The 13,015-nt window shown below is 59.2% G+C and carries 13 protein-coding genes; 9 read left to right on the top strand and 4 right to left on the bottom strand.

Translation table 11 applies throughout. The features are described 5' to 3' along the window. Positions 1-51 precede the first annotated feature (51 nt). A complete protein-coding gene (sohB, locus tag EYC95_RS17775) occupies positions 52-1,074 on the bottom strand; it encodes a protease SohB (protein ID WP_131061528.1) in 1,023 nt (340 codons plus the stop codon). Positions 1,075-1,278: 204 nt separating this feature from the next. Here sohB and EYC95_RS17770 point away from each other — a divergent pair, with 204 nt between their 5' ends. The 7 genes from EYC95_RS17770 (at position 1,279) to EYC95_RS17735 (ending at position 10,070) form a co-directional block, all read left to right on the top strand. Continuing rightward, positions 1,279-1,989 (top strand): histidine phosphatase family protein, encoded by a 711-nt coding sequence (locus EYC95_RS17770; RefSeq protein ID WP_131061527.1) that lies wholly within the window; start codon positions 1,279-1,281, stop codon positions 1,987-1,989. A gap of 64 nt (positions 1,990-2,053) precedes the next feature. Next, a complete protein-coding gene (locus tag EYC95_RS17765; RefSeq protein ID WP_007946492.1) occupies positions 2,054-2,368 on the top strand; it encodes an SCP2 sterol-binding domain-containing protein in 315 nt (104 codons plus the stop codon). 295 nt (positions 2,369-2,663) lie between these two features. After that, the gene (locus EYC95_RS17760) at positions 2,664-4,511 is read left to right on the top strand and encodes an amidohydrolase (RefSeq protein ID WP_131061560.1); all 1,848 of its coding nucleotides are present in this window, start codon (positions 2,664-2,666) and stop codon (positions 4,509-4,511) included. 405 nt (positions 4,512-4,916) lie between these two features. Beyond that, positions 4,917-6,644: a hydrogenase maturation protein gene (locus EYC95_RS17750; protein WP_131061526.1), complete on the top strand. Its 1,728-nt coding sequence runs from the start codon at positions 4,917-4,919 to the stop codon at positions 6,642-6,644. 228 nt (positions 6,645-6,872) lie between these two features. Beyond that, positions 6,873-7,736 carry a LysR family transcriptional regulator gene (locus EYC95_RS17745; protein WP_131061525.1) on the top strand — a complete coding sequence of 288 codons (864 nt, stop codon included), beginning with the start codon at positions 6,873-6,875 and terminating at the stop codon, positions 7,734-7,736. Positions 7,737-7,836: 100 nt separating this feature from the next. Further along, positions 7,837-8,982, top strand: a complete 1,146-nt coding sequence (locus tag EYC95_RS17740; protein ID WP_131061524.1) for an SRPBCC family protein — start codon at positions 7,837-7,839, stop codon at positions 8,980-8,982. After that, a complete protein-coding gene (locus tag EYC95_RS17735; protein ID WP_131061523.1) occupies positions 8,979-10,070 on the top strand; it encodes an SMP-30/gluconolactonase/LRE family protein in 1,092 nt (363 codons plus the stop codon). The genes EYC95_RS17740 and EYC95_RS17735 overlap by 4 nt, the downstream gene beginning before the upstream one ends. A gap of 139 nt (positions 10,071-10,209) precedes the next feature. Here EYC95_RS17735 and EYC95_RS17730 read toward each other — a convergent pair whose 3' ends face one another. Next, a complete protein-coding gene (locus EYC95_RS17730) occupies positions 10,210-10,452 on the bottom strand; it encodes a hypothetical protein (RefSeq protein WP_131061522.1) in 243 nt (80 codons plus the stop codon). 110 nt (positions 10,453-10,562) lie between these two features. After that, complete coding sequence (locus EYC95_RS17725; RefSeq protein ID WP_131061521.1) at positions 10,563-10,805, bottom strand: DUF465 domain-containing protein; 243 nt, start codon at positions 10,803-10,805, stop codon at positions 10,563-10,565. A 220-nt stretch (positions 10,806-11,025) separates the two neighbouring features. Between EYC95_RS17725 and EYC95_RS17720 the strand changes: the two genes are divergently transcribed. Further along, positions 11,026-11,547, top strand: a complete 522-nt coding sequence (locus EYC95_RS17720) for a DUF4142 domain-containing protein (RefSeq protein ID WP_131061520.1) — start codon at positions 11,026-11,028, stop codon at positions 11,545-11,547. 57 nt (positions 11,548-11,604) lie between these two features. On the opposite strand, the gene EYC95_RS17715 is transcribed toward EYC95_RS17720, so the two are convergent. Then, a complete protein-coding gene (locus EYC95_RS17715; protein WP_131061519.1) occupies positions 11,605-11,877 on the bottom strand; it encodes a hypothetical protein in 273 nt (90 codons plus the stop codon). Positions 11,878-12,160: 283 nt separating this feature from the next. On the opposite strand from EYC95_RS17715, the gene EYC95_RS17710 reads away from it, so the two are divergent. Beyond that, the gene (locus EYC95_RS17710) at positions 12,161-13,012 is read left to right on the top strand and encodes an STAS domain-containing protein (protein ID WP_131061518.1); all 852 of its coding nucleotides are present in this window, start codon (positions 12,161-12,163) and stop codon (positions 13,010-13,012) included. Positions 13,013-13,015 lie beyond the last annotated feature (3 nt).

Raw genomic sequence — 13,015 nt, 5'->3', positions numbered from 1 at the left:
AAAAAAAACCGTGGATATCCACGGTTTCATTTTTTTGTTCGGTGTAGAAAGTTACCAGAAGCGTTGCTGGGTCAAGCGGCTCCACCAGTTCAGCAATACGCGATCGACCGAACCACTGGCCGCCATGCCGATGCGCTCTTGCAGGCTTTTGCGTTCGGCGTAATGCAAGTGGTACAGCTCGGACTTCTTCGCACGCTCAGCGAGGTATTCGTCGCTGGTCTTCAGTTCGTCCACCAGCTGTTTGTCCAGCGCAGCGATGCCGAGCCAGATTTCACCGGTGGCGACCTCGTCGATGGCCAGTTGCGGGCGATAACGCGAGACGAAGTTCTTGAACAGCTGGTGGGTGATGTCCAGGTCTTCCTGAAACTTCTCGCGACCTTTCTCGGTGTTTTCGCCAAACACGGTCAAGGTGCGTTTGTATTCGCCGGCAGTCAGGACTTCAAAGTCGATGTCGTGTTTTTTCAGCAAGCGATTGACGTTAGGCAACTGTGCCACGACGCCGATCGAGCCCAGAATCGCGAACGGGGCGCTGATGATCTTCTCGCCGATGCACGCCATCATGTAGCCACCGCTGGCCGCGACCTTGTCGATGCAGATGGTCAACGGCACGCCGGCGTCGCGAATGCGCGCCAGTTGCGAGGACGCCAGGCCGTAGCTGTGAACCATGCCGCCGCCGCTTTCCAGACGCAGTACCACTTCGTCTTTTGGCGTGGCTAACGTCAGCAGCGCGGTGATCTCGTGGCGCAGGCTTTCAGTGGCCGACGCCCTGATGTCGCCGTCGAAATCCAGCACGAATACCCGTGGTTTGACCTCGGGTTTCTTCTTTTGCTTTTTATCGGTTTTAGCCTGGGACTTGCGCAAGGCCTTGAGCTGGTCCTTGTCGAGCAAGGTTTGCTCAAGGCGTTCGCGCAGCCCTTTATAGAAATCATTCAGCTTGCTGACTTGCAACTGCCCGGCGGACTTGCGCCGACCTTTGCTGCGCAACGCCGCGAAACTGGCCAGGACCACCAGAATGGCGATCACCAGTGTCACGGTCTTGGCCAGAAAACTGGCGTACTCGGACAAAAACTCCACAGTGACTCCTTCAAAACGATGCGCGGCTTAAAACACGCGCGGGACAACGCCAGCATACCCATGCTCCGCCTCGGCGGCCAGCCGTGAAACCTCTGGCAACAAGCCTGTAACGGCCATTTCAAACAAACGTATGTTTTTTCATTGACAGCTCTCCGTCATCCTCATAACCTCGCCAAACCTTCAACGTACCGGGATGACGCGGACGTGGGCAGCATCTATCTGATTCGACATGGCCAGGCCTCCTTTGGTGCAGACGACTATGACGTCCTGTCGCCGACCGGTGTTCGCCAGGCAGAAATCCTCGGCCAGCACCTCGCCGAGCTGGGTGTCAGCTTTGACCGCTGCCTCTCGGGCGACCTGCGCCGCCAGCAGCATACGGCCACCAGCGCGCTGGATCAGTTCGCTGCCGTGGGCCTGCCAGTGCCGACCCTGGAAACCGATTCAGCCTTCAACGAATTCGACGCCGACGCGGTGATCCGCGCGCTGCTGCCAGCCATGCTGGAGGATGAACCGCAAGCACTGGAGATCCTGCGCAACGCCGCGCAAAACCGTGCCGAATTCCAGCGCATTTTCGCCCTGATCATCGAACGCTGGCTCGCCGGCACCTATGACACGCCGGGGCTTGAAAGCTGGCTGGGCTTTGTCGAACGCGTGCAGGCCGGTCTTCACCGCATCCTCGAAAGCGCCGACAACACCCAGAAAATCGCCGTGTTCACCTCCGGCGGCACCATCACTGCCCTGCTCCACCTCATTACGCAAATGCCGGCAAGACAGGCGTTTGAACTGAACTGGCAAATCGTCAACACCTCGCTCAACCTGCTGAAGTTTCGCGGTCGCGAGGTGGCTCTGTCTGCTTTCAACAGTCATGCACACTTGCAACTGTTGAAGGCACCGGAACTCATCACGTTTCGCTGAGTCCGGACTATTGTGACCCTGGTTGTAACCACCCAGCTCTAATTACCCAAGAAAGGATCAAACCATGACCTCCGTAGCTGATGCCGTACAAGCAATGAAAGCCAAGTTCAACCCAGCCGCCGCTGCCGGTCTGGACCTGGTATTCGGTTTCCGCATCGACGACACCAAGAACTTCTCGCTGATCGTCAAAGACAGCACTTGCGAGCTGCAAGAAGGCGAAAACCCTGATGCCCAGGTCACTCTGGTGATGGACGGCGAAACCCTGCAAGGCATCGTCGACGGTTCGACCGACGGCATGCAAGCGTTCATGGGCGGCAAACTGCGCGCTGAAGGCGACATGATGCTGGCGATGAAACTGTCCGAGCTGTTCCCAAGCTAAGACGGCGGTTTCCGTCTTCGGAAACCTTCCTGGTTGCACACGAATCCCGCCCCTCGAGGCGGGATTCGTCGTTTTCCGCCCCCGGAAAACGGCTACCTGTGGATTTGCCGTCTATATTCCTTCTGGCCGCATGCGTCAGACATCGGCTGCTTGCCTCCCAAATGAATTGCGCGGAGCACTGCCCATGAGCCCACCTGACGACCACGAAGGTTTCAACCGCCGACATGTACTGCAAGGCCTTTCGGCAGGCGCCGTCGGTGCCTGGATCAGCCCTCTCATCGCAGGGAGTAAAACCATGCCCGATACCCCGGCCGACCTCATTCTGTACAACGGACGCCTGCACACCGTCGATCGCAAGAAACCCCAGGCCAGCGCCGTCGCGATCAAGGACGGGCGCTTCGTGGTGGTCGGCAGCGACGCCCAGGCCATGGCCCTGCAAGGCCCCGGCACACAAATCATCGACTTGCATGGCCGCACGGTGATTCCCGGCCTCAACGACTCGCACCTGCACCTGATCCGCGGCGGCCTGAATTACAACCTCGAACTGCGCTGGGAAGGTGTGCCGTCGCTGGTCGATGCCTTGCGCATGCTCAAGGACCAGGCTGATCGCACGCCCACGCCACAATGGGTGCGGGTGGTCGGTGGCTGGAACGAATTCCAGTTCGCCGAGAAACGCCTGCCGACGATTGATGAACTGAACAAGGCTGCGCCGGATACGCCGGTGTTCGTGCTGCACCTCTACGACCGCGCCCTGCTCAACCGCGCCGCGCTGAAAGTGGTCGGTTATACCCGTGACACGCCGAATCCGCCGGGCGGAGAAATCCAGCGTGATGCCAACGGCGATCCCACCGGCATGCTGATCGCCCGCCCGAACGCGATGATTCTCTACTCGACCCTGGCCAAGGGTCCGAAGTTGCCGCTGGAGTATCAGGTCAACTCGACCCGCCAATTCATGCGCGAACTCAACCGCCTCGGCGTGACCAGCGCCATCGACGCCGGCGGCGGTTATCAGAACTACCCGGACGACTATCAGGTCATTCAGCAACTGGCCAAAGACCAACAGCTCACTGTGCGCATCGCCTACAACTTGTTCACGCAAAAACCCAAGGAAGAGCTGACCGATTTCAAGAATTGGACCAGCACTTCCCATTACGGCCAGGGCGACGACTTCCTGCGGCACAACGGTGCCGGGGAAATGCTGGTGTTCTCGGCGGCAGACTTCGAAGACTTCCTCGAACCACGCCCGGACCTGCCGCAAACCATGGAACAAGAGTTGGAACCGGTGGTTCGCCATCTGGTGGAACAACGCTGGCCATTCCGCCTCCACGCCACTTACAACGAATCGATCAGCCGAATGCTCAATGTGTTCGAGAAGGTCAATCGCGACATTCCGTTCGACGGCTTGCCATGGTTTTTCGATCATGCGGAAACCATCACCCCGCAGAACATTGAGCGGGTGAAAGCCTTGGGCGGCGGTATCGCCATCCAGGATCGCATGGCCTTTCAGGGTGAATACTTCGTCGATCGCTATGGCGCCAAAGCCGCCGAACACACGCCTCCGATTGCGCGCATGTTGGCCGAAGGCATTCCGGTGGGCGCCGGCACCGACGCCACGCGAGTCTCCAGCTACAACCCGTGGACCTCGATGTACTGGCTGGTCAGCGGCCGCACCGTCGGTGGATTGGAGCTGTACCCGCAAGGCTTGAGCCGCGATACGGCGCTGGAACTGTTCACCCACGGCAGCGCTTGGTTTTCCTCCGAACAAGGCAAGAAAGGCCAGATCAAAGTCGGGCAACTGGCGGACCTGATTGCGCTGTCGGCGGACTACTTCCACATCGACGATGAAGCGGTCAAATGGATCGAGTCGGTGTTGACCATCGTTGACGGGAAGATCGTCTATGGCGCCGTCGAGTTCGAAAAACTCGGGCCGCCGCCGGTGCCTGTGGTGCCTGAATGGTCGCCCGTCACCAAGGTGCCGGGCCACTGGAAACCCCTGGCGCCACTGACGGCACAGGTGCATCAATGCGTCGGCGCGTGTGCGGTGCATGCGCACAGTCATGAGCGAGCGCGATTGTCGTCAGCGCCGGTCAGTGACTTTCAGGGATTCTGGGGGGCGTTTGGCTGCTCGTGTTTCGCGTTTTAAACAAAGACCTCACCAACACCGCCGATTAACTGTGGGAGCGAGCTTGCTCGCGGAGGCCATTTGTCATTCAACATTGATGTCGACTGGCACTACGCCTTCGCGAGCAGGCTCGCTCCTACAGGGGATTTGCGTCGGGCAAAAATTTCACGCTGTAACAACAGTTATGAACCAATCCACCCCCTTCGTTCACTACCATCGCCATCGCAAACTCGTCTAATAAACTGTTAGTTCTTACAGGTGCCAGTACGAGGGCATTAGTTCTACTCTTTCAATACCAGACACGCAGGAATGGTTTGACCCACGTCAACTTCCCGCGCCTGTAAATCCCGCACGATAACTTTCATCGAAAGCCAATGAAGGCTCATTCGAGGCCGATGGCCGGCCATTTTCAAGGAAGAGACAAACATGCGACCACTCAACATTATTCTGTTGTCATCGGCATTCAATGGCCTGAGCCAAAGGGCTTGGCTGGAGTTGCGCCAGATGGGGCATTGCCCCAGCGTAGTGCTATTCACCGACGAAAAAACAGTCTGCGAGCAGATTGAACAGTCTGGCGCCGACCTGGTGATCTGCCCGTTCCTCAAGGACCGGGTGCCGCAACAATTGTGGAGCAACCGTGAACGCCCTGTTGTGATTATTCATCCGGGCATTGTCGGTGACCGTGGCGCCAGCGCACTGGACTGGGCCATTACCCGGGAGCTGACCCATTGGGGTGTCACTGCGCTGCAAGCCGTGGAAGAAATGGACGCCGGGCCGGTCTGGTCCACCTGCGATTTCAACCTGCCCCAGGGCCTGCGCAAATCCGAACTGTATAACGGCCCGGTCAGCGATGCGGCGATCCGCTGCATTCGTGATGTCGTGGACAAATTCATCGACGGTTATGCGCCAGTACCGGTGAACTATAACCATCCTCGAGTAGTGGGCCGCTTGCAGCCGAACATGAAGCAGGATGATCGGACCTTCAGCTGGCATGACTGCTCACGCTTCATCAAACGCTGCATCGACGCCGCCGACGGTCAGCCCGGTGTTTTGGCGAGCCTGGCGGGTGGTCAGTATTACGTGTACGACGCCCATCTGGATTCACGCTGCGGCACACCTGGAGAAATTCTGGCGGTACGAGACGACGCGGTACTGGTCGCCACCGGCGATCGCAGTGTGTGGATCGGTTCGTTGCGACGCAAACCCCGGCCCGGCGAAGAAACCTTCAAACGTCCGGCCCGGCATGTACTCGCTGCACAGTTGAGTGACGTGCCCATTCTCCAGGGATCGATCGCCTCAACCCCTGACACCGAAACCTATCAACCGATCCGCTACCGTGAGTCGGGGCATGTCGGCGAGCTGACCTTCGAGTTTTACAACGGCGCCATGAGCACTGAGCAATGCCAGCGACTGTTGAACGCGCTGCGCTGGGCCAAATCCCGAGACACCCAGGTGCTGCTGATCAAGGGTGGGCGCGGCAGTTTCTCCAACGGCGTGCACCTCAACGTGATCCAGGCCGCCAAGGCGCCGGAGCTTGAGGCCTGGGCCAACATCCAGGCGATCGACGACGTCTGCGCGGAATTGCTCAGCGCCCGGCAACTGGTGGTCAGCGGCCTGACGGGTAGTGCCGGGGCCGGCGGCGTGATGCTGGCGCTGGCCGCAGACCTTGTCTTCGCCCGCGCGGATATCGTGCTCAACCCGCACTACAAAACCATGGGGCTGTATGGCTCTGAGTACTGGACCTACAGCCTGCCCCGCGCCGTCGGCCCGCAGATGGCGGAAAAACTCTGCGAGGAATGCCTGCCGGTCAGCGCGACCCAGGCGATGCAACTGGGCATGGTTCAAGAAATCGGCCCACGCTGCCCGGAGGCGTTTGGCCTGTGGTTGTTGCAACGGGCGGGCAATGCGCTGACCGATCCGGCGTATACCGCTGTGCGCGAGCGCAAGGACCGGTTCGACACCCAAGTCATTCAGCACTGCAGAAATGCCGAACTGGAGGAGATGGAACTGGACATGGTGCACAACCGCAAACAGTTCGCCGAGAAGTGCCGTCATTTTGTGTTCAAGCGCAAGGCCTGTGGCACCCCGGTGCGGCTGGTGGCGCAGTGGGCACGGCAGCGCAGTCGGACGCAGCCTTTGGCCACTGCTACATAAGCCACGGGCCGCCTTGCCGCCGCCGCTGAAAACTCCACTTCACCCGGTGTTTCATAATCCCCTGTGGGAGCGAGCTTGCTCGCGATAGCGGCGGCACATTCAACAATGATGTGACTGAAAAACCGCCTTCGCGAGCAAGCTCGCTCCCACAGGGCTTCGCCAGCGGCTACATAAGCCGGTCCTCTCGTATCCGTTTACAATGCCCGCACTTCCCGCACCGGCCGCCCCATGGACATCGATCTCGCTCGCACCTTTCTGGAAATTGTCCGCCACGGCAGCCTTGCCGCCGCCGCCGAAAAACTCCACGTCACCCAGACCGCAATCACGGCGCGCGTGCAAAAACTCGAGAGCCAGCTGGGCAGCACGTTATTTGTGCGCAACCGCGCCGGTGCGCGTCTGACGCCCAATGGTGAGGCTTTTGTGGTGTACGCCAATCAACTGGTCGAGACCTGGGAAGCCGCGCGTCGAGACTTGCCGTTGCCCGAGGGTTATCGCGACGTGCTGCACATCGGCGGCGAAGTCAGCCTGTGCAATCCGCTGATGCTCAGTTGGGCCGGTGAACTGCGCGAGAAGATTCCCAGCCACGCCCTGCGCATGGAAATCCGTGACGGCGAAAACCTGTTGCGCCAACTGGAACTGGGGGTGCTGGACGCGGCGCTGGTCTATCAGCCTGAGTACTGGCCGCGTCTGCAAGTCGAGCAGATCCTCGAAGAAAAACTCATCCTCGTACGCCTCGCCGGGCGGCCCGATCCTTACGTGTACATCGACTGGGGCCCGGACTTTCGCCGCCAGCACGATGCCGCCCTGCCGGAAAAAGCCAAGGCAGCCCTGAGCTTCAACCTTGGGCCACTGGCCCTGCAATACATCCTGGAAAACGGCGGCAGCGGCTACTTCCGTACCCGCGTGGTCCAGAGCTACCTGGAAAGCGGCGTGCTGGAGCCCGTGCCCAAAGCCCCGGAATTCAGTTACCCGACCTACCTGGTTTATTCGCGCGATCGCGACTCGGCGACCCTGCAACGGGCCTTCGATCTGTTGCGTGAAGTGATCAAGACCGACGACGACTGGTCCCAGCGCTGGAACCCGCTGACCTGAATACACCGGATCATGGCACTTGTGCCATCCAGGTTTGCTCAAGCCTAAGCGGGCAGATCAGCTAATCTGCTGGTTATAACAATAACCAGAGGTGACCGCAGTGAGGCAGACCACCCAGGCATTCCGCAGCCGCTATCGCGCTGACATTCATCCCCGCTACAACCCATGGCTGCACGGCGCCTTCGTGCTGCTGTTCGGATTGCTGGCCATCGGCGGATTCTGGAGCACCGTGCATCAGGTCCAACCGCTGGAATGGCTGGCGGTGCCACTGACGCTGTTGTTCTTCAACTTCGGCGTGTACATGGTGCACCGGCATCTGGGACATCACAAAAAGAGCTTCGCGCGGATGTTCTACGCCCGCCATGCCGGCGACCATCACAGCTTTTTCGCCCCAGGCCACATGACCTACGACAGCGCCCGGGACTGGCGGGTGATTCTGTTCCCGGCCTGGCTGATCGTGTTACACACCGTCGCCATCACCCTGCCCCTCTGGTGGCTGCTCAAGCAGGTCGATGCCAACGTCGCCGGACTATTCGGCGGCTGTCTGGTCCTCGGCTACCTGACGTATGAGGTGTTTCATGCCTGCGAGCACTTGCCCCCCGAAAACCCGGTCACGCGTCTGCCGTGGATCCGCCAGATGCGCCGCCTGCATGAGCTGCATCACCGCCGCGAGCTGATGCAGGAACGCAATTTCAATATCGTTTTTCCGCTGATGGACTACCTGTTCGGCACCCTGTACTGGGAGCCGGAACATGACCCCCTGCCCCTGACGAGAACGACCATGACCCGCATGCAGCACCAGATCGCTATCGCTGGAAATCCGATTGACGTGCTCGCCTATGCCAGTACCGTCACCCGTTGGCCGGAGTGGCATCCGTCCTCCCTCAAGGTCCAGGGGCAAGGTGGCCCGCTGCATGCCGGCCAGCGGTTCGAGGAGGACATCAGTGCCGGCGGGCGTACGGGACACTTGAGCTGGGAGGTCAACGAATACCTGCCAGGACGGCGCTGGAGTGCCTGGGCGCGCGGTGATCATGGGTTGTCGCTGGTCGTAACCTACGAATGCGAGTCGCAGGGTGAAGGCACACGCTTCGTGCGCACACTGGAGTATCAATTCAGTGGCCTGGCGATGCGTATCACCAATAAATTGCTGCTCAAGCGGCGCATCGAACGCGAATCCGCAGCGTCGATGCTGGCGTTGCGCGAGATGGCGCAAAAACACCTGACCCCGGCAGGAGTCAGCGTGTGAGAAGAGCCTTCAGGTTTCGCAATCTGCTGCTATTGCTGATTATTGCCTTGGGCGCGTTTCTGCTGTTGTTCCCGACCAAGGTTCGACCTGTGGCCTGGACACCGCCGCCGGCGCCTTCCCTCACCAGCGGCGTGTATGCCGACAATCAGCGTCTCAAAGGGGTGGAGCGTGTCGGCCCGGCGGACATCGAAGGGCCCGAGGCGCTGTTACTGGAAGACAACGTGCTCATCACCGGGCTGCACGATGGTCGGCTGATCCGCACCAGCCTCGACGGCAAGGACACCAAAGTACTGGCCGATACCGGCGGCAGGCCGCTGGGCCTGGCACGCCACCCGAATGGATTGCTGGTGATCGCTGACGGCGTCAAAGGTTTGCTGTCCCTAGATGCCCAGGGTCGGTTGATTCCGCTGACCACTGCGGCCGGCGACGTGCCCTTCGGTTTTACCGATGATGTGGCCATCGACAAGTCCGGGCACTACGCCTACTTCAGCGACGCCTCCAGCCGCTGGGGCTATGGCAAGGATGGCGAGGCGATCATCGAGCACGGTGGTGACGGCCGTTTGTTGCGCTATGACTTCCAGACGGGCAAGACCACAGTGTTGCTGGACAAGCTCGAGTTTGCCAACGGCGTGACGCTGGGGCCGGACGATAGTTTTGTGCTGGTCAATGAAACCGGTGCTTACCGCATCAGCCGCTTTTGGTTGAGCGGGCCGAAAGCCGGCACCCACGACGTGTTTATCGACAATCTGCCCGGGCTGCCGGACAACCTCGCCTTCAATGGCCGCGACCGCTTCTGGGTGGCGCTCTACGCACCGCGCAATGCACTGCTCGACGCCACCGCGCCGCACCCGTTCGTGCGCAAGATGATCGTACGGGCAATGACGGTGCTGCCCGAACCCGTTGAAAAGCGCGCCTTTGCGCTGGGTCTGGACCTCGACGGCAAGGTGATTGCCAACCTGCAGGATGCTAGTACCGGCAATTACTCGCCGATTACCACGGTGCGCGAGTATGGGGACTGGTTGTATCTGGGCTCGCTGAAAGCAATGAACATGGCGCGCCTCCCCCTCACCATCGCCCTCCAAAAATAACGAAAATCAACTGTAGGAGCGAGGCTTGCCCGCGAAGGCGTCTATTCAGTCGATATCAATATTGAATGTGAAGGCCTCTTCGCGGGCAAGTCGGATCGCCGCACCGCTCGCTCCTACAGGGGATCTGTGTGAAGTTGGGTTAGCGGGGATCCATTTGGTTATCGCGTACGGCGTGGTCCGTTTCTTCACGCACCCGTTCCGGGTCCATCGAGGTGGAGTCGTCCTCATCCAGCGGGCGCACACCTTCGTTGTCTGGCAATTCGTCGATGCCCGGCTCATCCTCGGGGTTCACCGCTGTGCGGCCGGGGCTTAACGGTTCAGGATGAGTCGGAATCGGGTCAAACCCGCCCTGCTCTTCACTGGGAAATTTGGGTTCGGTCATAAGGCACCTCGCAGCGAGTCGAAAAGGTCGGACTCTGATCTTTCGAGGTGCCGATTTTGATCACCGTTCCAATTTTTCAGTCACCGATTGTCGGTGAGCTGGCAAGCGCGTCAGGATGGCGTCTGGAGCCGTTCAACGATCTGATTCTTGACCTGCACGCGCTTCTCCTTGAGTTTCTTCAGTGCGTCATCGCTGGGCGCATCCGATTGTGCGGTTTCAGCCTTTACCACCTCGGCGTCCGCTTGCGAATACTGGTTAAGCAATGAGTCCAGTCGAGAATCCTTGGAGCGTTTTTGCTGGATATCTTCCTTTGAAAGTTTCAGGTCCTGACAAATATCGTGTGGCACCGGCATGGAACACCTCCGTTTGTTTTTCGGGTAGCAAACGCGATCGATTGCGTTCACCAACTATCAGAATGGCCTCGGTAAGCGGGTTCTGTCGACCGCCTATCAGACCAGCGGTGTCCGTTCGTCGTCCTGGCGCAATCCCGATAAAACCTTTGCCCGAGCGCCCGCCTCCACTGAATAACGATCATCTCGATCGCTGACCAAAATCCTGTGTGGAGAATGACCAATGGACGGATTCACCCTGCGCCACCTCGCCCTGGCCGTAGCCTTGAGCACCAGCATGGGCACCGCTTTTGCCGCCACTTCCAATGACTTTGTCGATAACGCCGCCGCAGGCGGCATCGCCGAAGTCGAAACCAGCAAACTGGCCCTGGAAAAAAGCTCATCGGCGGACATCAAGGCATTCGCCAATATGATGATCACCGACCACACCAAGGCTTATAAGGAATTGACTGCGCTGGCCAAAAAGAACGACATCGAGGTTCCGGACGACACGACGCTGGTCAAGCAGGCCAAGGAAAAAATCCTCGACATGCGCGACGAATCCTTCGACGCGGCCTATGCCAATAACCAGGTGAAGGCCCACGAAGAAACCATCGAGCTGTTCAAAAAACAGGCTAACACGGTGACGGACGACAAGGTCAAAGGCGCCACCGACCTGAAAGGCTTCGCACAAAAAATGTTGCCAGCCTTGGAAAAACATCTGGATATGGCGAAAAAACTCCAGGCCGCCCATCCCAGCAAATAATGTTCAAAAAGAAGGCCGCATCGTTTGATGCGGCCTTCTTTTTTTAGCCTGACGGGACTAGCCGCCATCCGTATCGATGTCGGCATCCGTATCTTCGCCGGGTTTTGGCCGGTCTGGCGTCGGTTTGAAACCAGGGCTGAACTCATTGTCGTTGTCGGTGTGATGGTTCTTCTGATCCACCGCTGCATCGGCGCTTGGCGAGTCGGTGGATTGGCTTTGACGCTGACCAGCCGGCGCGCCTACACCCGGGGTCTGCGGATCAATCGCCGGGTCATTGCGGTCAACCGGCGCCCCCGATTGTTCCTGTCGTTGTGTCGATTCGTCTTTCATACGTACCTCGCTCGTGACGGCAAGCCCACGACACAAAAAGCCGGGGCCTTGAAGGTTCGAAGCCAACCGCGGACAGGGGTTCAATGCAAAGGACAGGCACCCGGCAGGATCAAGGTCAAAAATCGTCGTCGACGGCTGTGCCGACTAGAGTTATCGGGCAAGTACTGACCAGGATGCAAAATATCCCGCCTGACTGACTAACTATTTCATACCGCAAATGTCACTGACTCGGGCCCGTTGTTTTCTGGGGAATCGGCCCGTCAAATTTCAGGAGCACAAGGACATGGCAGCAATGCAAATCAGCACACTCGACGCGATGAAGAACAACCACGCGCAATTGCTTGGCGATTGGGTCACTAGCCTGGAAGCCAGTGGTGCCAACCGTAACCTCAAGGACCACGAACTGAAGCAGCAGACCTCGGAGTTTCTGCAACTGGTGGTCACGGGCCTGGAAAACGGCAACGGCCCGAACATCGCCGCGCCGGGCTGGGACGAAGTTCGCCAATTCCTCGAAAAACTCTCCCACAGCCGCGCCCAGCTCGGTCAGGATTCCCACCAGACCGCCAGCTTCATTTTCTCGCTGAAAGGTCCGCTGTTTTCCTTGCTGCAATCTCACTACAACGACAATCCGGCTGTATTGGCCGAACAGCTCTGGGAAGTGTCCGAGCTGCTCGATGCGCTGGGCATGCACACCATCCGTACCTTTCAGAAATCCCGCGAAGCGGTGATCAAGCGTCAGCAGGAAGAATTGCTGGAGCTCTCCACCCCGGTGGTCAAGCTCTGGGACGGTGTACTCGCCCTGCCGATGATCGGCACCCTGGACTCGCAACGCACCCAGGTGGTGATGGAATCGCTGCTGCAACGGATCGTCGATACCGGTTCGGAAATTGCCATCATCGACATCACCGGCGTGCCGACGGTCGACACCCTGGTGGCGCAGCACCTGCTCAAAACCGTGACCGCGATTCGCCTGATGGGCGCCGATTGCATCATCAGCGGTGTGCGTCCGCAGATTGCACAGACCATCGTTCACTTGGGGCTGGACCTGCAAGGCGTGGTTACCAAGGCCAACTTGGCCGATGCCCTCAAACTGGCTTTGACCCGTCTGGGAATCACCGTCAGCAAGACGGTATAAGCC

It is taken from the genome of Pseudomonas sp. BGI-2, from assembly GCF_004310295.1.
GTDB lineage: Bacteria > Pseudomonadota > Gammaproteobacteria > Pseudomonadales > Pseudomonadaceae > Aquipseudomonas.
Note: the sequence above shows the minus strand (reverse complement) of the source record. Positions and strands in the feature narration are given on the sequence as shown.

Excerpts from the sequence above, each read along its gene's own strand:
- EYC95_RS17765 (WP_007946492.1), top strand. The coding sequence starts at position 2,054 with ATGACCTCCGTAGCTGATGCCGTACAAGCAATGAAAGCCAAGTTCAAC.
- EYC95_RS17760 (WP_131061560.1), top strand. The coding sequence starts at position 2,664 with ATGCCCGATACCCCGGCCGACCTCATTCTGTACAACGGACGCCTGCAC.
- EYC95_RS17750 (WP_131061526.1), top strand. The coding sequence starts at position 4,917 with ATGCGACCACTCAACATTATTCTGTTGTCATCGGCATTCAATGGCCTG.
- EYC95_RS17745 (WP_131061525.1), top strand. The coding sequence starts at position 6,873 with ATGGACATCGATCTCGCTCGCACCTTTCTGGAAATTGTCCGCCACGGC.
- EYC95_RS17730 (WP_131061522.1), bottom strand. The coding sequence starts at position 10,452 with ATGACCGAACCCAAATTTCCCAGTGAAGAGCAGGGCGGGTTTGACCCG.
- EYC95_RS17725 (WP_131061521.1), bottom strand. The coding sequence starts at position 10,805 with ATGCCGGTGCCACACGATATTTGTCAGGACCTGAAACTTTCAAAGGAA.
- EYC95_RS17720 (WP_131061520.1), top strand. The coding sequence starts at position 11,026 with ATGGACGGATTCACCCTGCGCCACCTCGCCCTGGCCGTAGCCTTGAGC.
- EYC95_RS17715 (WP_131061519.1), bottom strand. The coding sequence starts at position 11,877 with ATGAAAGACGAATCGACACAACGACAGGAACAATCGGGGGCGCCGGTT.
- EYC95_RS17710 (WP_131061518.1), top strand. The coding sequence starts at position 12,161 with ATGGCAGCAATGCAAATCAGCACACTCGACGCGATGAAGAACAACCAC.